The sequence below is a fragment of the Citrobacter sp. NCU1 genome, assembly GCF_010231475.1.
In the GTDB taxonomy this organism is placed as follows: Bacteria; Pseudomonadota; Gammaproteobacteria; order Enterobacterales; family Enterobacteriaceae; genus Citrobacter_D.
Genome location: NZ_NRDO01000017.1, coordinates 1 through 19,899, shown reverse-complemented (window position 1 = coordinate 19,899; position 19,899 = coordinate 1). Strand labels below are relative to the sequence as shown.

Genomic DNA, 19,899 nt, shown 5'->3' with positions numbered 1-19,899 from the left:
GTAATAATGACTAATGGTAAAAGAGCTATTGCCCATTGCAAGCGCTTTAGGCATTCCATTTGTGCCCTTTCGTCCGCTTTGCGAAGCGCCATGCAAAATGGATGAAGCATTTGACTCAATGCCTTTTTATTTAGCGATCGCGCTTCCGATGATGGAGATTCCCGCAAAAGAACATGAAAAACACGTTACAATAGCCGGGTACTTCATTTTCGCGAAACAGGAAGAAGAACATGGATATTAACAACAAAGCACGTATTCACTGGGCATGCCGTCGCGGTATGCGTGAGCTCGACATTTCCATCATGCCGTTTTTCGAACATGAGTACGATAGCCTCAGTGATGATGAAAAACGCATTTTTATTCGTTTGCTGGAATGCGATGACCCGGATTTATTCAATTGGTTAATGAATCATGGTAAGCCGGCAGATGCAGAACTGGAGCAGATGGTGAGACTCATCCAGACACGGAATCGGGAACGTGGTCCTGTGGCAATCTGATTTACGCGTCTCCTGGCGCGCGCAGTGGATGTCCCTGCTGCTTCATGGGTTGGTCGCCGCATTGATTTTGTTGATGCCGTGGCCATTAAGCTATACCCCTTTGTGGCTGATATTGCTCTCACTGGTGGTGTTCGATTGCGTGCGTAGCCAGCGACGTATCAATACCCGTCAGGGCGAGATTAAATTGTTGATGGATGGGCGTTTGCGCTGGCAGGGTCTGGAGTGGGCGATTCTGAGTACTCCCTGGATGCTCAAAACGGGCATGATGTTGCGTTTACGCTCGGATAGCGGTAGACGTCAACATTTATGGCTGGCGGCAGATAGTATGGATGAAAAAGAATGGCGTGAGTTACGTCGGGTCATGTTGCAGAAAACGGAACAAGAGAAGCACTGACGAACGGGCGGAATGCCTGATTCGTCAGTGAGGCGTATCTGAAAGCAATCTTTTTAATGGCTCTCGTTTCAGGAATAGTGTTCAGCCATTTCACTGAGAATTTGTTCGCACCAGACCTGAATACGTTCGTCGCTAAGATCGTACTGATTGGTTTCATCCAGCGCCAGACCGACAAACAGTTGCCCATCGGCAATCACCGGCTTAGGGCTGGTGAACTCGTATCCTTCTGTTGGCCAGTAGCCGACAAATTTCACCCCTTTGGTGGCGAGTTTGTCATGCAGCATGCCAAGCGCATCCAGGAACCATTCGCCGTATCCCAACTGGTCACCCATACCGTAAAGCGCGACGATTTTGCCTTCCAGATTAAGAGAGTCCAGTTGTTCCCAGACGGCTTCCCAGTCTTCCTGAATTTCACCGAAATCCCAGGTAGGGATACCTAAAATGAGCACATCGTACTGCTCCATTAAGGTGGGGGAGTCATCCTTGAGGTTGTGCAATGTCACCAGCTCGGGCCCCAAAATATCGCGGATTTTTTCTGCCGCCATTTCGGTGTAACACGTGCTGGAACCGTAAAAAAGACCCATGTTCATTACGTAACATCTCGATTCTGCTGTAGCGTTGCGGGTAGTGTACCAGAATCGCTGCATTCACGGCACAATGAGGCATAATGCATCAAAAATGAGAGTGGAATAAGGGGCGAAAGTGGAACAGGATCTGGCACGCATTGAGCAGTTTCTTGATGCTCTGTGGCTGGAGCGCAATCTGGCGGAAAATACGTTAAGCGCGTATCGTCGCGATCTGTCGATGGTGGTTGAATGGTTGCATCATCGCGGGGTGTCGCTGGCGACGGTGCAAAGCGACGATCTGCAAGCCTTACTGGCGGAACGGATGGATGGCGGCTATAAAGCCACCAGTTCTGCACGCTTGTTAAGCGCCATGCGGCGTTTTTTTCAGCATCTTTATCGTGAAAAGTTTCGTGAAGACGACCCGAGCGCGCAACTTGCGTCGCCTAAACTTCCGCAGCGTTTGCCAAAAGATCTCAGTGAAGCGCAGGTAGAGCGTTTGCTGCAAGCGCCGCTGATTGAACAACCGCTGGAGCTGCGCGACAAAGCCATGCTGGAAGTGCTTTATGCCACGGGGCTCCGTGTCTCTGAGCTGGTAGGACTAACGATGAGCGACATCAGCCTGCGCCAGGGGGTTGTGCGGGTCATCGGTAAGGGAAACAAAGAACGGCTGGTTCCGCTGGGCGAAGAGGCGGTGTACTGGGTGGAAACGTATCTCGAACACGGCCGTCCCTGGTTGTTGAACGGAGTGTCGATTGATGTTTTGTTCCCCAGCCAGCGTGCGCAGCAGATGACACGCCAGACATTCTGGCACCGAATTAAACACTATGCCGTGCTGGCGGGGATCGACAGCGAGAAATTGTCACCACACGTTTTGCGTCACGCTTTTGCTACGCATTTGCTCAATCATGGCGCGGATTTACGCGTTGTGCAGATGTTGCTCGGGCATAGCGATCTCTCGACGACGCAAATTTATACTCATGTCGCGACCGAGCGCTTGCGTCAACTTCATCAACAGCATCACCCCAGAGCGTGATGCTGACAGGAAAGGATTGGTTATGAAAAAAAGTATTATGATGTTCACCCTGCTGTCGACGGCGTTTGCGGGTATGGCACATGCCGACGATGCCGCGATTCGCCAGTCGCTGGCCAAACTGGGTGTTCAGAGCGCGGAGATTCAGTCGGCGCCGGTTGCCGGAATGAAAACGGTGATGACCAATAGCGGTGTGCTGTACGTTACCGAAGACGGTAAACACATTATCCAGGGACCGATGTATGACGTCAGCGGCGCCCATCCGGTAAACGTCACCAATAAATTGCTGATGAATCACCTGAACGCGCTGGAAAAAGAGATGATCGTCTATAAAGCGGCGCAGGAAAAACACGTCATTACCGTTTTCACCGACATCACCTGCGGCTACTGTCACAAGCTGCATGAAGAGATGAAAGACTATAACGCGCTGGGGATCACCGTGCGTTATCTGGCCTTCCCGCGCCAGGGGCTGGCAAGTCAGGCTGAGCAAGATATGAAGTCTATCTGGTGTGCAAAAGATAAAAATAAAGCTTTTGATGATGCGATGGCGGGTAAGAGCGTCACCGCTGCCAGTTGCGATGTGAATATCGCTGACCATTATGCGCTGGGCGTGCAGTTTGGCGTCAGCGGTACGCCGGCAATCGTGTTAAGTAACGGCTATGTTGTTCCCGGATATCAAGGCCCGAAAGAGATGAAAGCCTTCCTTGATGAGCACCAGAAACAGACCAGCGGTAAATAATTCGCGTGAAACAACAGATACAACTGCGTCGGCGTGAAGCCGATGAGACGGCGGATCTTCCCGCTGATTTGCCGCCTTTGCTGCGCCGTTTGTACGCCAGCCGGGGCGTGCGCTGCGCGCAGGATCTTGAGCGTAGCGTTAAAGGCATGCTGCCGTGGCAGCAATTGAGCGGCGTCGAAAAGGCCGTTGAGATCCTCTATAACGCATTTCGCGAGGGAACCCGCATTATCATCGTGGGCGACTTTGATGCAGACGGGGCGACCAGCACCGCGCTCAGCGTGCTTGGAATGCGCGCGCTGGGCTGTGACAACATCAGCTACCTGGTGCCTAATCGTTTTGAAGATGGTTATGGTTTAAGTCCAGAAGTGGTGGATCAGGCGCATGCCCGTGGCGCGCAATTGATCGTGACCGTGGATAACGGCATCTCCTCCCATATGGGTGTGGATCATGCGAAAACGCTGGGTATTCCGGTCATCGTGACCGATCACCATTTGCCGGGCGATACACTGCCTGCCGCAGAGGCCATCATCAACCCGAATTTGCGTGACTGTACATTTCCGTCGAAGTCACTGGCGGGTGTGGGCGTTGCGTTTTATTTGATGCTGGCGCTGCGGACTTTCCTGCGTGATAAAGGGTGGTTTGAGGAGCGCGGTATTGCGCCGCCGAATCTGGCGGATCTGCTGGATCTGGTCGCGTTAGGAACGGTGGCGGACGTGGTGCCGCTCGATACGAATAACCGTATCCTGACATGGCAGGGGTTGAGCCGTATTCGGGCGGGCAAGTGTCGTCCGGGTATTAAAGCGCTGCTTGAGATCTCAAATCGCGATCCGCAAAAACTGGCCGCCAGCGACCTGGGCTTTGCGCTTGGGCCGCGACTCAATGCGGCAGGGCGGCTGGACGATATGTCCGTAGGCGTGGCGTTATTGCTGTGCGACAACATCGGGGAGGCGCGCGTACTGGCCAATGAACTCGATGCGCTGAATCAGACTCGCAAAGAAATAGAACAGGGTATGCAGGCGGAAGCGCTGACGCTGTGCGAGAAGCTGGAGCGTAGCGGCGAAACGTTACCTGGCGGTCTGGCGATGTATCACCCCGAGTGGCACCAGGGGGTCGTTGGGATCCTTGCCTCTCGCATTAAAGAGCGTTTTCACCGCCCGGTGATTGCTTTTGCCCCTGCGGGTGACGGCACGCTAAAAGGATCTGGTCGTTCGATTCAGGGACTGCATATGCGTGATGCGCTGGAGCGTTTAGACACGCTCTATCCGGGCATGATGCTGAAGTTCGGCGGTCATGCGATGGCGGCAGGATTATCTCTGGAGGAAGCCCAGTTTGAACGCTTCCAGCAACGATTCGGTGAACTGGTTACCGAGTGGCTTGATCCGGCGCTTTTACAGGGTGAAGTGGTCTCCGATGGTCCGCTGAGCGCAGATGAGATGACGATGGAAGTGGCGCAATTGTTGCGCGATGCCGGACCGTGGGGGCAAATGTTCCCTGAACCGTTGTTCGACGGGCGATTTCGCCTGTTGCAGCAACGGCTGGTGGGGGAGCGTCATCTGAAGGTGATGGTCGAACCCGTCGGCGGCGGCCCACTGCTTGACGGTATCGCGTTTAACGTCGACACGACGTGTTGGCCGGACAACGGCGTGCGCGAAGTGGAACTGGCCTACAAGCTGGATATTAACGAGTTCCGCGGCAATCGCAGTTTACAGATTATCATTGATAACATCTGGCCGATTTAGCATCACTTTCACTGTAATTGAAGGGCGAAATCCGCTAATATTCCGCCCTTATAACCGCATTTTGACTCGTCCAATAAAAGAAATCAGACCATGTTTGAAATTAATCCGGTAAATAACCGCATTCAGGACCTCACGGAACGCTCCGACGTTCTTAGGGGGTATCTTTGACTACGATGCCAAGAAAGAGCGTCTGGAAGAAGTAAACGCCGAGCTGGAACAGCCGGACGTCTGGAACGAACCCGAGCGCGCTCAGGCGCTGGGGAAAGAACGTTCTTCCCTTGAGGCCATTGTCGATACGCTCGATCAAATGTCGCAGGGACTGGAAGATGTTTCTGGCCTGTTGGAACTGGCTGTAGAAGCCGACGACGAAGATACCTTTAACGAAGCCGTTGCTGAACTCGATACGCTGGAAGACAAACTGGCGCAGCTGGAATTCCGTCGTATGTTCTCCGGTGAATATGACAGTGCGGATTGCTATCTCGACATCCAGGCAGGTTCCGGCGGTACTGAAGCGCAGGACTGGGCAAGCATGCTGGAGCGTATGTATCTGCGCTGGGCAGAAGCGCGCGGCTTTAAAACAGAAATTATCGAAGAGTCGGAAGGTGAAGTGGCAGGGATCAAATCCGTGACCATTAAAATCTCTGGCGATTACGCGTATGGCTGGCTGCGTACCGAAACGGGCGTGCACCGCCTGGTGCGTAAGAGCCCCTTCGACTCGGGCGGCCGTCGCCATACGTCGTTTAGCTCTGCGTTTGTTTACCCGGAAGTGGACGATGATATCGATATCGATATCAACCCGGCTGACCTGCGTATTGATGTCTATCGCGCATCCGGCGCGGGCGGTCAGCACGTTAACCGTACAGAATCTGCGGTGCGTATCACCCACATTCCGACCGGGATTGTTACCCAGTGCCAGAACGACCGTTCCCAGCACAAAAACAAAGACCAGGCCATGAAGCAGATGAAAGCGAAGCTTTATGAACTGGAAATGCAGAAGAAAAATGCAGAGAAACAGGCGATGGAAGACACCAAATCCGACATCGGCTGGGGTAGCCAGATTCGTTCATATGTCCTTGATGACTCCCGCATTAAAGACTTGCGTACTGGGGTAGAAACCCGCAATACGCAGGCAGTGCTGGATGGCAGCCTGGATCAATTTATCGAAGCAAGTTTGAAAGCAGGGTTATGAGGAACCAACATGTCTGAACAACACGCACAGGGCGCTGACGCGGTAGCCGATCTTAATAATGAACTGAAAACGCGCCGCGAGAAGCTGGCTGGCCTGCGCGAGCAGGGTATCCCGTTCCCGAACGATTTCCGTCGCGATCACACCTCAGACCAACTGCACGCTGACTTCGACGCGAAAGAAAACGAAGAACTGGAAGCGCTGAATATCGAAGTGTCCGTCGCGGGTCGTATGATGACACGTCGCATTATGGGTAAAGCGTCTTTTGTTACGCTGCAAGACGTCGGCGGCCGTATTCAGCTGTACGTTTCCCGTGACGACCTGCCGGAAGGTATCTACAACGAGCAGTTCAAAAAATGGGATCTCGGCGATATCCTTGGCGCGAAAGGTAAGCTGTTCAAAACCAAAACGGGTGAACTGTCGATCCATTGCACCGAGCTGCGTCTGTTGACCAAAGCGCTGCGTCCGCTGCCGGATAAATTCCACGGCCTGCAGGATCAGGAAGCACGTTACCGTCAACGTTATCTGGACCTCATCTCTAACGATGAATCCCGCAACACTTTTAAAGTGCGTTCACAGATCATGGCGGGTATCCGTCAGTTCATGGTGGGTCGTGGCTTTATGGAAGTAGAAACCCCGATGATGCAGGTGATCCCTGGTGGTGCCGCAGCACGTCCGTTCATCACTCATCATAACGCGCTGGATCTGGATATGTACCTGCGTATCGCGCCGGAACTGTATCTGAAACGTCTGGTGGTGGGTGGTTTTGAACGTGTATTCGAGATCAACCGTAACTTCCGTAACGAAGGGATCTCCGTTCGTCATAACCCAGAGTTCACCATGATGGAACTCTACATGGCATATGCGGACTATAAAGATCTGATCGAACTGACCGAATCTCTGTTCCGTACGCTGGCGCAGGACGTTCTGGGTACCACTGAAGTGCCTTACGGTGATGAAGTCTTCGACTTTGGTAAACCGTTCGAAAAACTGACCATGCGTGAAGCCATTCAGAAATACCGTCCGGAGACGAATATGGCGGATCTGGACAGTTTCGATTCTGCTAAAGCGATTGCTCAAAGCCTCGGTATCAAGATTGAGAAGAGCTGGGGTCTGGGTCGTATCGTGACCGAGATCTTTGAAGAAGTAGCAGAAGCGCATCTGATTCAGCCGACCTTCATCACGGAATATCCGGCTGAAGTCTCTCCTCTGGCGCGTCGTAACGATGAAAACCCAGAAATTACTGACCGCTTCGAATTTTTCATCGGGGGCCGTGAAATCGGTAATGGCTTTAGCGAGCTGAACGACGCCGAAGATCAGGCTCAGCGTTTCCTGGATCAGGTTAACGCGAAAGATGCGGGTGATGACGAAGCAATGTTCTACGACGAGGACTATGTGACGGCGCTGGAACACGGTTTGCCGCCAACGGCGGGTCTGGGCATTGGTATCGACCGTATGGTTATGTTGTTCACCAACAGCCACACCATCCGCGACGTGATCCTGTTCCCGGCGATGCGTCCGGTGAAATAAACCTCACGGTGTCAGTGAAAACAACCCCGGCAAATGCGTCGGGGTTTTTTACTTTTGGCGGCTGTAATTTAGCAATGCCTCACGCGCTGCATCATCCGATGCCTGCATCACCATCCACGGACTGAAAGCCCACGGTGTAGCGCCAATCCCATCCAGAACACTTTCCAGAGCGCACCACTGGTACTCCATCACCTCATCGTTATTCACGCTGAGCTCGCTGACCATTTGCGCAGCGTAGACCGGGCACACTTCGTTCTCCACAATTCCGTTTGGATCGGTGGCTCGGTAACGAAACGCAGAATAAACAGGGGTGAGGCCAGCGATCTCCACGCCCAACTCAAAACGGCAGCGTCGAACAATAGCGTCTTCTGTACTTTCGCCTTGCTGTGGATGGCCACAAACCGAATTCGTCCAGACCCCCGGCCACGCCTTTTTCGACAGCGAACGACGGGTGACCAGAAGCTGGCGCTGCGTGTTGAACAGCCAGCAAGAGAAGGCGAGATGCAAAGGAGTATTGAAGGTGTGGCCAGCATACTTTTCCAGCGTTCCGGAAGGATTATCCTGCTCATCCAATAAAATGATGTGTTCCTGTTGCATAAAATCTCGCCGTGAATTTTTAACACACACCATTATAGGGCATGAAATATCGCGACAGAATGATTAATAACTATTGTACGTGAGTCTGTGGCATTCGACATCCGCGTCCAGGGCTGGCGGATGTCGGGAACAAGGAGAGGATTAGAAAATCGCGATGGGGATGAAAGCGCTGGGAATACTCTCTTCCCGAGGATAATCCGAGATGGCTTGCGCATTGATACGCAAATCTGGACGCGCCGTTCATAACAAAACGCCCCGACCACAAGGCCAGAGGGAAGATGTCAAAAATCCGTGAGCCAGTAAAACGTCGTGCGGCTTCGCGTAAGTGAACGGTACTGCGCGCCACGCAGACCTATTGGTATAAGAGTAGGGAAATCTGTGGCTTACAAACCGTACTGTTTAATTTTTCGGTATAGCGTGGCGATACTGATCCCCAATTCTGCCGCCGCTTGTTTCTTACCCTCAACGCTTGATCCAAATCGTTGTATGCCGTTTTCAATAGCGTCCCTTTCCGTTTGTCTGCCCTGGTCTGAAAGTTGGCGAGGTTGAGTCTGTAAGGCGGTTTTTCTGCCGTCAGCCGCGGTAAGCAGGTAAGGAGGTAGGTGACTCGCGTTGATCCCGGCAGCCTCTCCGCGCATGACAAAAATGTACTCAATGACGTTTCGTAATTCACGGATGTTGCCGGGCCAGTGCCAGGTATACAGGCGGTTGATTACATCATCAGGTAGCTTTTGTGGGGGGCGCTGGTAGCTTGCTGAAAACTCGTCCGCAAAATTTTGCGCCAGGACGGCGATATCAGCACGTCGCTCTCTCAGGGAAGGGAGCACAAGAGGGACCACATTCAGGCGATAGAAAAGATCTTCGCGAAACTGATTATTCTCGACCATCGCATTAATGTTTTTATTCGTCGCCGCAATAATACGTACATCAATATCGATGATGTTGTTCGAACCAACGCGGGTGATTGCTTTTTCCTGCAGTACTCTGAGCAATTTGGCTTGCAGATGAAGTGGCATGTCACCGATCTCATCCAGAAATAAGCTCCCACCGTTGGCCAGTTCAAATTTACCCATTCGTCCTTTGGGATCAGCGCCACTGAACGCACCGCGAACGTAACCAAAAAGCTCGCTTTCCAGCAACTGCTCGGGTATGGCTGCGCAGTTGATCGTCACGAAAGGAGCGACTTTACGCGGGCTGCTCTGGTGGATAGCAAATGCCACAACCTCTTTACCTGATCCACTCTCCCCGGTAATAAGAACGCTGGCGTAACTGTTAGCGATTTTGCCAATGGTACTCCTGAGCTGTTCCATTGAGGGAGAATGGCCGATCAGGCGTACCTGAGTGTCAAACTCATAAGGGGACGTGGCGATAGTGCTGAGATAGTCTCGCGCATCGCGAAAGATAACCATGGTTAAGCGATCATTATCCTGTGATGACAGTGAGATTTGTTTGCACAGCACATGGTGTTTTTGTCCTTCAAGCGTCAGCCACGCTTCTTCATCACCATACAAACTGTCGCCGGTTGTCTCAATGGTCAGGGGCAAACCCTGAACCTCACGATTGAGAATGCGATCTGCTGAATGGTTGGCATGCCAGATGCGGCTATTACCATCGATAGCGACTACACCGCGATCCATGGCATCAATCAGAAGACGAAATGCCCCCAGCGTTTCCTGCGCGCGCAACCGTTCCAGACATTCAAAGACCTTACTTGAGATCATGACGGCGATTTGTTCAATGAAAGTGACAAACTTATCGATCTGACTCAGCAAAGTTTCACGCTGTGCCTGTGTTGAGCAAATAATCCCGATCACCCCAATGACGCGATTATTGAGAAAAATGGGAGCATTCAAATCAAGCATTTCTGAACAATAACGATGTTTTTCACAGAGCTGGCAGAGCGGATGTTCACCCGGATTTTTGATCAACACCGTTTCGCGTACCTGCAAAACATGACGATAGATATAGCCATTTTTAGCCACATTTTCGTTGAGCATATGCCGGTATTTCCCCGTGCCAGCTATGCGCGTTAAAGATTCATCAATGATTTCAACATCCGTACCGGTAATACCGGAAATAGCGTCGGCATAATTGCAGATATCATCCTGAATATTACTGAGTACTGAAATCATGCTACATCTCCGGCAGGGCTGAGAATTTCTCAGGGAGAATGATAAATATGCGAATTTCTGTCAGATTGATTTGAGTGGAATCAATTTATTGCTTTGTTTTTAGATATGTTTTTTGTTTTCTCTTCTGCGATCACACTATTTCTCATTTGTGAGAATTTATCAAAGTGACTCGAGAAATCCGGCAAGCCATTTTTGCCGGGTAAGTTGCTGCTCTTCTTTTTAATTTATTGAAATTAAAGATATTATTAAAAAATATTCATAAATTTGTCATTTTATAAAAAACTGGTAAGCATTTTGCTTTTATGGATTACCGCTCGCTTAATTATCTCTGTATGACATCGATTACAGGGAATGAAATACCAGGACAATGAGGCTCTATGATGCAGGAAAAATTATCATTTTTTATCAACCAGACGCCGTTTACCGAGAACCCCGATGCACCATTGGCACCGTTTAGTCACCAGGAATTGGTAAAAGCGCTGAATTTTCATCGTTCTATTCCGGGTTACGCACCGACGCCGCTGTATTCGCTTCCAGCACTCTCACAAAAACTGGGTGTTAAAAATATTTACCTTAAGGATGAATCTCAACGTTTTGGCCTCAAAGCTTTTAAAGCACTGGGGGGGGCCTATGCGATGGCATGCCATATCGCGGAATTGGTGGGTAAGGATATCAGCGAATTACCCTTTGACGTGATGACCAGCGAAGAGGTGCGCCATGACCTGAAGACCGTGACATTCGCGACCACCACCGATGGCAACCACGGTCGTGGCGTGGCATGGATGGCACGTCAACTGAAGCAAAATGCCGTGGTCTACATGCCGAAAGGCTCTTCGCAGCAGCGTCTGACGTCTATTCGTAATGAAGGGGCGACGGCTGAAATCGTTGATATGAACTATGACGATGCCGTGCGTATGACTGCAGAGCAGGCTGAAAAACATGGCTGGATCGTGGTGCAGGATACGGCCTGGGAAGGGTACGAAAAGATCCCGCTTTGGATTATGCAAGGCTACGGCACCCTGATGCTGGAAGCGATGGATCAGCTTCACCAGGTTGCTCCGACACACGTGTTCGTTCAGGCGGGCGTCGGCTCGTTTGCGGGGATGGTTCAGGGAATGGTGACGGCTGCCTGGGGGGAAAATCGCCCGAAAGTGATCGTCGCCGAGGCATTGATTGCCGATTGCCTCTACCGCTCAGCGCTTGCGAAAGAGGGCGATGCGGTGGCGGTTGGTGGGGATTTGCAGACCGTGATGGCCGGGCTTGCCTGTGGGGAAGCTAACAGCATCGGCTGGAAACTGCTGCGTGATTATGCCGCCGCATTCGCCTCTTGTCCTGATGAAGTGGCGGCGCTGGGTATGCGCATGCTGGGTAACCCGTTAGCGGGCGATCCGCAGATTACTTCTGGTGAATCAGGGGCTGTGACTTCGGGTCTTCTGGCATTGCTGATGACCTCGCCTGTACTGGCGCAAACACGTGAACAACTGGGGCTGGATGAACATTCTCGCGTGCTGTTGATAAGCACGGAAGGGGATACCGACCCGCAACAATATCTGGATATTGTCTGGGGCGGTCAGTACCCGGGCATCAACTAATAAATTCCTGATTGAAAGTTATAACGGAGAAAATCCATGTTATCTGCAAACCGTATTGAAGAAGTGATTAAGAATTGCCAGGCACTGATCCAGCAGAAAAGTTATTCCGGTCAGGAAGGGGATGTGGTTAATGCAATAAAAACAATGATGGAGCATTACCAGTTTGATGACATCCATGTTGATAAATACGGCAATATCGTCGGCGGCATTGTCGGCAACCAGCCAGGGAAAACGCTGGTGCTGGATGGACATATTGATACTGTGCCGGTGAATGAAGAGAAGTGGACCCACAATCCGTATGGCGGCGATATTGAAGATGGCAAAATTTATGGGCGTGGCACAACGGACATGAAAGGTGCCGTGGCGGCGATGATCTCTGCCGTTGGATTTTTTGGCCAGGATAATGATCGTGATTTTGCCGGTAAAATTTATGTCGCCTGTATCGTACATGAAGAGTGTTTTGAAGGCATTGCCGCCCGTTTGGTCAGCGAACGTTATAAACCTGACTATGTAATTATCGGGGAAGCGTCGGAATTAAACCTGAAAATTGGTCAGCGTGGCCGCGCTGAAATTGTTGTCGAAACCTTTGGTAAACCAGCGCATTCCGCTAACCCACAGGCCGGTATTAACGCGGTGTATAAAATGGCGCAACTGATCGACAAAATTCGCACCATCACTCCGCCAACTCACCCGGTATTAGGTCCAGGTATCCTGGAACTGACAGACATTAAATCCTCGCCGTATCCTGGGGCGTCCGTTGTACCAGATTACTGCCGTGCGACCTACGATCGTCGTCTGCTGGTGGGTGAAACCAAAGAAAGCGTCATTGCGCCACTGGAAAATGCACTGGCTGAGCTGGTTGCTCAGGATCCGCAGTTCAAGGCCAGCGTCTCCTACGCTGTGGGCCAGGAGTCTTGCTATACCGGTGCCACCATTGAGGGGGAGCGTTTCTTCCCTGGGTGGGTTTACGAAGAGTCCGATGAATTTGTTCAGGCCGCCCTGGCAGGCGTTCGCGCGGCAGGGTTTGAACCGACCATCACACAGTACTCATTTTGCACTAACGGTAGCCACTATGCGGGCGAAGCGGGAATCAAAACCATTGGTTTTGGACCTTCTCGCGAAAACCTGGCGCACACCATTGATGAGTTTATCGAGATTGATCAACTGACCGGTTCGGCCAGCGGTTATTACAGCATTATCAAGACACTGTATCGCCATTAAAAAATAAAGATAAAACCCTCTTACCCTACAGGTGGTGCCGTTTATCGGCACCGTAATGGAGAATAACGATGAAAACCATTTTCAAAAACGGAAATGTGATCGATGGGACGGGCTGTGAAGGCAGGATTGCCGATGTGATGGTTGATGACGGTCGTATTGTGGCGATCGGAAAAATTGACGCTGGCGTAAATGAACAGGTTATTGATGCGACGGGAAAAATAATTTGTCCGGGTTTTATTGATACGCACACCCATTCCGATTTATCGGCAATTATTAATCCCGCGCTGTCTGCGAAAATTCGTCAGGGTATTACCACCGAATTGCTGGGGCAGGATGGCGTAGCGCTTGCACCGTTACCCGAGGAATATATTCCAGCCTGGAGAAAGAATATTGCCGGACTGGATGGTGATACCGACAAAATTGACTGGAAATATAAAGATACGGACGGTTATCTCAACCTGCTGGCATCGCGTCACCCGGCCACGAACCTTGCGTATCTGGTTCCACATGGCAATGTGCGCATGGAAGCTATGGGGCTGGACGGGCGTCCTTCTACTCGTGAAGACGTGGCGAAGATGTGCGAAGTCCTTGAGCGGGAGTTAAAAGCTGGGGCGTTTGGCCTTTCCACTGGGCTTATCTATATGCCTTGTGCCTTTGGTGATACCGCTGAAATGATTGAACTGTGTAAAGTCACGGCGAAATACAACGGGATCTTTGTAGTGCACCAACGCAGTGAAGCTGACGACATTATCAACTCCACGCAGGAATTGATTGATATAGCCAAAGCAACCGGCGTCTGGCTGCACATTTCGCATATGAAAGTGTGTGGCAGGAAAAACTGGGGGCTTATCGATCAGATGCTGGGGATGCTGGAGCAGGCGCAGGAAGAGGGTCTTCGCATCTCATACGACCAGTATCCCTATGTGGCGGGCAGCACAATGCTTGGTGTGATTCTGCCTCCGTGGGTGCACTCCGGCGGAACTGACAAATTACTCGAACGTCTGACTTCACCTGAACTACGCGCCAAAATGATCGCTGATATTCAGCAGGGAATTCCTGGCTGGGATAACTTTATTGATTTTGCGGGTCTGGACCAGATTTTTGTCACCAGCGTCAAAACAGAAAAAAACCAGGATGCTGTCGGTCTCAACCTGGTTCAGTTGGGTGAGTTGCGTGGTAAAGATCCCTACAACGCCACGTTTGATCTGCTGTTTGAAGAAGAAAACGCCGTCGGGATGGTTGATTTCTACGGCACTGAAGAACACGTCATTAAGTTCCTCTGCCGGCCGGAACAGAACGTGTGTACTGACGGCCTGATGGGGGCTGGAAAACCCCACCCGCGCGTGTTCGGCGCATTTCCCCGCGTACTTGGTAAATACGTACGGGAAGAGGGATGCCTGAGTTGGGAGGCGGCTATCCGCAAGATGACAGGAAAACCGGCTGAAGTGCTGGGCCTGCAAGATCGCGGACTGCTCAAAGTGGGATACGCCGCAGATATTGTGATGTTCGATCCTAATACCATTACAGATAAGGGCACATTTGTTGAGCCCAATCAGTACCCGGAAGGGATTGAAATGGTCATGGTTAACGGACGCATTGCATTAATCAATGGCATAGAAAGTTATGCCTGTAGCGGTAACGTTATCAGAAAACAATAAATACTAATAAATAACGTTAAATAAACACAAATCTATCGCGGTCATTTATGGCCTGCGATAGATAACAACACCCCAAGGACATACCATGAACCTACAAACTTCTTTACCTTCAGGTAAAACAAAGACCTGGAAAGCAAGATATACCGTCCTGTCATTAATTTGGCTGGCATGGTTACTTTCTTTTCTCGATAGAATGGTCATGAGCGTTTCATTACCTTATATTGGCAAAGATTTAAATCTTGATACGACGCAACAAGGTTTAATTATTAGTGCCTTTTTCATTGGTTATGCCGCATTTCAAATTCCCGGCGGTTTACTGGCGGATAAATTTGGCTCGCGTAAAATAATGGCCATCGGTATTGCATGGTGGTCTATTTTTACTAGCTTAACCGGCGCAGTGCTGACGCTTCCCCTGATGTTGGCCGTTCGCTTTTTATTTGGCGTAGGTGAAGGCTGTTTCCCGTCGGCCTCCTGGAAGATGATTTCGACCTATTTCCCCTCTAAGGAACGCGGTCGTGCAACAGCAATTCAGTCAACGGTGAATACATTAGGCCCAGCGCTGGCAGTTGTTGTCGCCGCGAGTATTATCGGAGCGTTTGGCTGGCACATGGTCTTTATCGTACTGGGTATTCCCGGTCTGTTTATTGCTGCTGGCATCTACTTTTTCACACGTGACAACCCGAAAGATCATCCTGCTATTACGCAGCAGGATCTGGAAGAACTGGCCGCTGACGATCAAGGCAGTCCGCAAAATACAGGCTCCGTCGCGTTCAAGGACGTGTTAAAAATGCCTGTACTTTGGCAGATGGCAAGCATCTGGTTCTTGTTTGATATTACCTTCTGGGGTTTTTCTACCTGGTTACCAAGCTACCTCATTACTGTACGTGAATTCTCTCTGGCGAAAACCGGCGTTATGGCGGCAATTCCCTTCCTGTTTGGCGCATGTGGGACATTGTTAGGTGGGTATTGCTCAGATAAATTCAAACCACAACGCAAAATGCTGTACGTCATAACGTCAGTTATTGCAGCAGGTTTCTTGTACCTGACCTTCAGCGTAAGCAGCGCGGATATGGCGGTCGTTTATCAGTGTATTTCAGCACTGTTTATGTTTTTCGCCATGGCGACCTTCTGGGGTATTTTGATGGATACCATCCCCAACAAAATCATGGGCAGAGCTTCCGGCATCGTTAACTTTGGCGGGCAGATGGCGGGGGTTGTTTCCGCGCCTGTCATCGGTTGGCTGATCCAAAGCAGTGGTGGAAGCTATAACAGTGCTTTTATCTTTATGATTGCTGCACTGATAGGTTCGGCACTGGTCACACTGACAGTAAAAAGTTCGCATTCTTTAGGTGCCATTCCCAGTAAGGTTTAATTAATGTCCACCCCCTGTGGTTCTGTTATTTCAGCACCGCAGGGGGTTCACCTCGGTGGCAAGTATGCAACGTGTTGATCATATTTTACGAAACTTTTTGGCCGAGTGTCTGGAATGGACAACGGTGACGTAAAATGCCCGTTTTATGAACACACTGTTCGGGTATAAACAGGATTTGGGAATAACGCTAAGCATCGTTGTTATCAGTAGAACGTTCCAGCCTGATTATGCGTATCGTGCTTCTTTGACAGTCATGAAAGAGCGCGTTGTCGCCCCTCGATGAATAATGCCAGTGTTTGAGTGATTGCACAGATGCTGCATACCAGCATGAATGCCTTCGTGCGCATGTTAAATCAAACAAACTGAAAAGTATTACGGTTTTGTATTTAATCTTCATCAGAAAAATTGTCTCAAAAATGCCTGGCATGTAATGAGATTCTTCACTTGAGTCATTCTATTTTAAAATAAAGAGAATAGTATAATTATGAGTTCTTATAATGCAGTGTTAGCAAGAAATACCGATAATGCACCTAAAGATTTAGGGCCATATTCACAAACGGTTGCCTTCTCTCATTACAATAATTTTTCAGCACAGCTCCCTGTTGATCCCAAAACGGGTAAGTTGGTTTCTGGTGGGATAAAAGAACAAGCTGAACAGTGTTTTAAAAATATCAAGGCTATCGTAGAAAGCATTAACCATGTCATGAGTGATGTCGTTAAAATTACGGTCTTTGTCAAAAACATTAAGGATATTGATGCCGTAGACGAAATGTATAAATCATTCTTCCCCGCTTATGTACCTGCGCGCACGATCGCTGCAGTTTCTGCGTTGCCAATGGAGGCTTTGGTTCAAGTTGAAGCATTGATTTCAAATGGTGAGGGCACAATTCCCAACGAGCCGCAAACGGCTAATCTAATAAAATTGACCAATAATACGCCTAATGCGCCAATGAACCTGCTGTCTACTCAAACTGTGGCTTTTTCTCATTACAATAATCTTTCTGCCCAATTACCTGTTGATCCAATATCGGGTAGATTAGTCACCGGTGGTGTAAAAGAACAAACTGTACAGTGTTTAAAAAATATCAAAGAAATTTTGCAGAGTATTGATGTTTCTTTTGACGACGTTGTGAAGGTTAATATTTTTATAAAAAACATTTCGGATATAAGTTCTGTAAATAAAGTATATACTGCATTTTTCCCGGACTCCTCTATCGCTCGGGCTGCCGCTTATTTACCCGCTCGTACAATAATTGCAGTATCCGCTTTACCCATGGATGCTCTTGTGCAAATCGAAGCCGTTGTGTCACACGGCGATGGGACTCCTCCACAGGCTGTCGAAGACAGGCATGGGTTGATAATAGAAGCAAATAATACTGTAAATGCCCCAATAAGTTCATTGCATACACAGACTGTGGCTTTTTCTCATTACAATCACCTCTCAGCACAATTACCATTAGATCCAAAAACAGGTGCGTTAGTCTCAGGTGGCATAAAAGAACAAACTCAACAGTGCTTAAAAAATATTAAGGCCATTATTGAAAGTATCGACCACGCGTTAGACGATGTGGTTAAAGTGAATATATTCCTTAAAGATATTTCTGATATTGATTCTGTCGATGCTGTTTACACAACGTTCTTCCCGGGCGGCATTCCTGCACGTAGAATAGTGGGTGTACCAGCATTACCTAATGCCGCATTAATCCAGATCGATGCCGTTGTAGCAAACGAAGAAGGTACACCACCAAAAGCATAATTAATGCTTATGAGTAAATACCATTAGTATAAAAGAGTCTTGTTTATACTAATGGTGAATACACAATCACACATCCCACTTTTCACAGCAGAGAGATACTTTTACGGGAATGCGGTCATCGCGTCTTCCGGCACATCTTGTTTATTGCCAATGCCGACATCCGGTTTGATAACCCAAACGCGGGACCACGGAATGCCATACGCCTGACCGACCATTCGCCGTACTATATGGGGGACAGAAGATGCTTGAAGTCCGGGAGTCTTCTCCATCCTGGCAACAGAAGTCGCGTTTTCCATATGACAATACTGAATGACAGGAACTGATAGTGGCCCAGGACTTTATCGTTTGCCGCATCAATCTGTACCGGTCGTCATTTCGCTCTGTTTAAGAAGATTTCCACCGGCGTCAGGTACCAGAACCTCCGGCAGGTTTTGGCCTGCTCGCTGGTGATGCTGACAACATAACGATGGGCAATAGGACTACGAACGTATATCGCGCAGCACATGCCCGCCATAACATAATCATCAGTGTAGCGACCCCGTCCGGTGACTTTAGCAATGGCATCCACGCGCATGCATGATTCCCCGGTTGCGGTTGCTTCCCGCGCTTCCATAGACGCCCCCCTTGATTTGAACATTTGTTCTTAATGCCATGTATTCGTCAAATCAGGCAAGAATTACGCCAGAAGCGGAAATGGGCGGCAGGATGTCAGGGAAATGTGATGATGATAAAAATATAATTCTGCCATGATGGGAATTACCGCAAAATTCTGGTTACTCCATTTATCATTATGAGTCTAATCAAATCATTGTGATACACGGGGGTAACGTCGTGATACCGCTCATCAGGCGTCTTTCCAGACGCAATACATTGGGCATCCTACTTCTGGCTGTTATTATATAGCGTCTGGAAATATTGCGAGGAATGGTTTTGAGTGCGGGATGCCTGAACAAAAATAGCCTGAGTATTGCGATGTTACTGTGTGCGGGGTTGCTATTAGCCGGTTGCTCCAGCGATCAATCCTCTGATGCGGGCAGCTATTCTGGTTCTGTTTATACAGTGAAGCGAGGGGATACGCTCTACCGCATTTCGCGTGTGACGGGAACCAGCGTTAAGGAAATAGCGCGTCTTAACGGGATTTCACCGCCTTATACCATCGAAGTAGGGCAAAAACTGAAAGTCAGCGGTGGGGCTAAAAAAACCAGCACCGCATCCAGCAAAACGACGAAGAAATCCTCTACAAAAACGGCTGCTGTCACGCCGTCTGCGGCGGTGCCGAAGTCTTCCTGGCCTCCAGTGGGGCAACGATGCTGGGTATGGCCTGCCAGCGGTAAAGTGATTCTGCCGTATTCGACTGCGGATGGCGGCAATAAAGGGATTGATATTTCCGCCGCGCGTGGAACACCTGTCTATGCGGCGGGGGATGGGAAGGTGGTGTATGTCGGCAATCAATTACGTGGTTACGGCAACCTCGTCATGATTAAGCACAATGAGGAATACATCACTGCGTATGCCCATAACGACACGATGCTGGTGAATAACGGACAAAGCGTGAAAGCCGGGCAGAAAATCGCCACGATGGGGAGTACTGACGCCGCTTCCGTGCGGCTGCACTTCCAGATTCGCTATCGCGCCACGGCGATCGATCCGCTGCGATATTTACCGCCGCAAGGGAGTAAACCCAAATGCTGACGGCGAATTAATCGCCAGTCAGTGTGAGAGTCTCTTGCTAACAAGAGCGTAAGGTTTATAATGCCTTACGCAATTCAAAGCGGGCGTAGTTCAATGGTAGAACGAGAGCTTCCCAAGCTCTATACGAGGGTTCGATTCCCTTCGCCCGCTCCAGATCTCTCCCCTTGTGGAGAAGCCTTAAAAGCCTTCTCTATCAGC

At 49.9% G+C, this 19,899-nt stretch carries 17 protein-coding genes, 1 tRNA gene and 1 pseudogene; 15 read left to right on the top strand and 4 right to left on the bottom strand.

Annotation, left to right across the window (positions count from 1 at the left end; all coding sequences use genetic code 11):
- Positions 1-13 precede the first annotated feature (13 nt).
- From CJP72_RS07005 to CJP72_RS06995, 3 genes are read left to right on the top strand one after another with little or no spacing between them, the layout of a single operon-like run.
- Positions 14-241, top strand: coding sequence for a hypothetical protein (locus CJP72_RS07005; RefSeq protein ID WP_162380162.1), 228 nt, complete (start codon positions 14-16; stop codon positions 239-241).
- Positions 231-497: an FAD assembly factor SdhE gene (gene sdhE, locus CJP72_RS07000; protein WP_162380161.1), complete on the top strand. Its 267-nt coding sequence runs from the start codon at positions 231-233 to the stop codon at positions 495-497. The genes CJP72_RS07005 and sdhE overlap by 11 nt, the downstream gene beginning before the upstream one ends.
- Positions 478-891: a protein YgfX gene (locus tag CJP72_RS06995; protein WP_162380160.1), complete on the top strand. Its 414-nt coding sequence runs from the start codon at positions 478-480 to the stop codon at positions 889-891. The genes sdhE and CJP72_RS06995 overlap by 20 nt, the downstream gene beginning before the upstream one ends.
- A gap of 68 nt (positions 892-959) precedes the next feature.
- On the opposite strand, the gene fldB is transcribed toward CJP72_RS06995, so the two are convergent.
- Entirely contained in the window at positions 960-1,481 is a 522-nt protein-coding gene (gene fldB, locus CJP72_RS06990; protein ID WP_162380159.1) for a flavodoxin FldB, read from the bottom strand.
- A 112-nt stretch (positions 1,482-1,593) separates the two neighbouring features.
- Here fldB and xerD point away from each other — a divergent pair, with 112 nt between their 5' ends.
- The 5 genes from xerD (at position 1,594) to lysS (ending at position 7,681) form a co-directional block, all read left to right on the top strand.
- A complete protein-coding gene (gene xerD, locus CJP72_RS06985; RefSeq protein WP_162380158.1) occupies positions 1,594-2,490 on the top strand; it encodes a site-specific tyrosine recombinase XerD in 897 nt (298 codons plus the stop codon).
- 22 nt (positions 2,491-2,512) lie between these two features.
- Entirely contained in the window at positions 2,513-3,226 is a 714-nt protein-coding gene (gene dsbC, locus CJP72_RS06980; RefSeq protein WP_162380157.1) for a bifunctional protein-disulfide isomerase/oxidoreductase DsbC, read from the top strand.
- A 5-nt stretch (positions 3,227-3,231) separates the two neighbouring features.
- Positions 3,232-4,965 carry a single-stranded-DNA-specific exonuclease RecJ gene (recJ, locus tag CJP72_RS06975; protein ID WP_162380156.1) on the top strand — a complete coding sequence of 578 codons (1,734 nt, stop codon included), beginning with the start codon at positions 3,232-3,234 and terminating at the stop codon, positions 4,963-4,965.
- 90 nt (positions 4,966-5,055) lie between these two features.
- A protein-coding gene (gene prfB / locus CJP72_RS06970; RefSeq protein WP_162380155.1) for a peptide chain release factor 2 occupies positions 5,056-6,154 on the top strand; the annotation gives its coding sequence in 2 pieces (ribosomal slippage) (positions 5,056-5,130 and positions 5,132-6,154; 1,098 coding nt in all).
- Positions 6,155-6,163: 9 nt separating this feature from the next.
- On the top strand, positions 6,164-7,681 hold the full coding sequence (lysS, locus tag CJP72_RS06965; protein WP_162380154.1) for a lysine--tRNA ligase: 1,518 nt from the start codon (positions 6,164-6,166) through the stop codon (positions 7,679-7,681).
- A gap of 48 nt (positions 7,682-7,729) precedes the next feature.
- Here lysS and idi read toward each other — a convergent pair whose 3' ends face one another.
- Positions 7,730-8,278 carry an isopentenyl-diphosphate Delta-isomerase gene (gene idi, locus CJP72_RS06960; RefSeq protein ID WP_162380153.1) on the bottom strand — a complete coding sequence of 183 codons (549 nt, stop codon included), beginning with the start codon at positions 8,276-8,278 and terminating at the stop codon, positions 7,730-7,732.
- A gap of 383 nt (positions 8,279-8,661) precedes the next feature.
- Positions 8,662-10,410 (bottom strand): sigma-54 interaction domain-containing protein, encoded by a 1,749-nt coding sequence (locus tag CJP72_RS06955; protein WP_162380152.1) that lies wholly within the window; start codon positions 10,408-10,410, stop codon positions 8,662-8,664.
- 380 nt (positions 10,411-10,790) lie between these two features.
- Here CJP72_RS06955 and dpaL point away from each other — a divergent pair, with 380 nt between their 5' ends.
- The 5 genes from dpaL (at position 10,791) to CJP72_RS06930 (ending at position 18,009) form a co-directional block, all read left to right on the top strand.
- The gene (gene dpaL / locus CJP72_RS06950) at positions 10,791-12,002 is read left to right on the top strand and encodes a diaminopropionate ammonia-lyase (protein WP_162380246.1); all 1,212 of its coding nucleotides are present in this window, start codon (positions 10,791-10,793) and stop codon (positions 12,000-12,002) included.
- A 36-nt stretch (positions 12,003-12,038) separates the two neighbouring features.
- Positions 12,039-13,223: a YgeY family selenium metabolism-linked hydrolase gene (locus CJP72_RS06945; RefSeq protein ID WP_162380151.1), complete on the top strand. Its 1,185-nt coding sequence runs from the start codon at positions 12,039-12,041 to the stop codon at positions 13,221-13,223.
- A 68-nt stretch (positions 13,224-13,291) separates the two neighbouring features.
- Positions 13,292-14,881 (top strand): N-acyl-D-amino-acid deacylase family protein, encoded by a 1,590-nt coding sequence (locus CJP72_RS06940; RefSeq protein WP_162380150.1) that lies wholly within the window; start codon positions 13,292-13,294, stop codon positions 14,879-14,881.
- A gap of 85 nt (positions 14,882-14,966) precedes the next feature.
- On the top strand, positions 14,967-16,253 hold the full coding sequence (locus CJP72_RS06935; protein WP_162380149.1) for an MFS transporter: 1,287 nt from the start codon (positions 14,967-14,969) through the stop codon (positions 16,251-16,253).
- 484 nt (positions 16,254-16,737) lie between these two features.
- Entirely contained in the window at positions 16,738-18,009 is a 1,272-nt protein-coding gene (locus tag CJP72_RS06930) for a RidA family protein (protein WP_162380148.1), read from the top strand.
- 107 nt (positions 18,010-18,116) lie between these two features.
- On the opposite strand, the pseudogene CJP72_RS06925 reads toward CJP72_RS06930, so the two are convergent.
- A pseudogene (locus CJP72_RS06925) lies at positions 18,117-18,622 on the bottom strand (molybdopterin cofactor-binding domain-containing protein); the annotation flags it as partial.
- 311 nt (positions 18,623-18,933) lie between these two features.
- On the opposite strand from CJP72_RS06925, the gene actS reads away from it, so the two are divergent.
- Together actS and CJP72_RS06915 are read left to right on the top strand one after the other, a co-directional pair.
- A complete protein-coding gene (gene actS, locus CJP72_RS06920) occupies positions 18,934-19,701 on the top strand; it encodes an amidase activator ActS (protein WP_162380147.1) in 768 nt (255 codons plus the stop codon).
- A gap of 79 nt (positions 19,702-19,780) precedes the next feature.
- A tRNA-Gly gene (locus CJP72_RS06915) sits at positions 19,781-19,854 on the top strand.
- Positions 19,855-19,899: the final 45 nt, after the last annotated feature.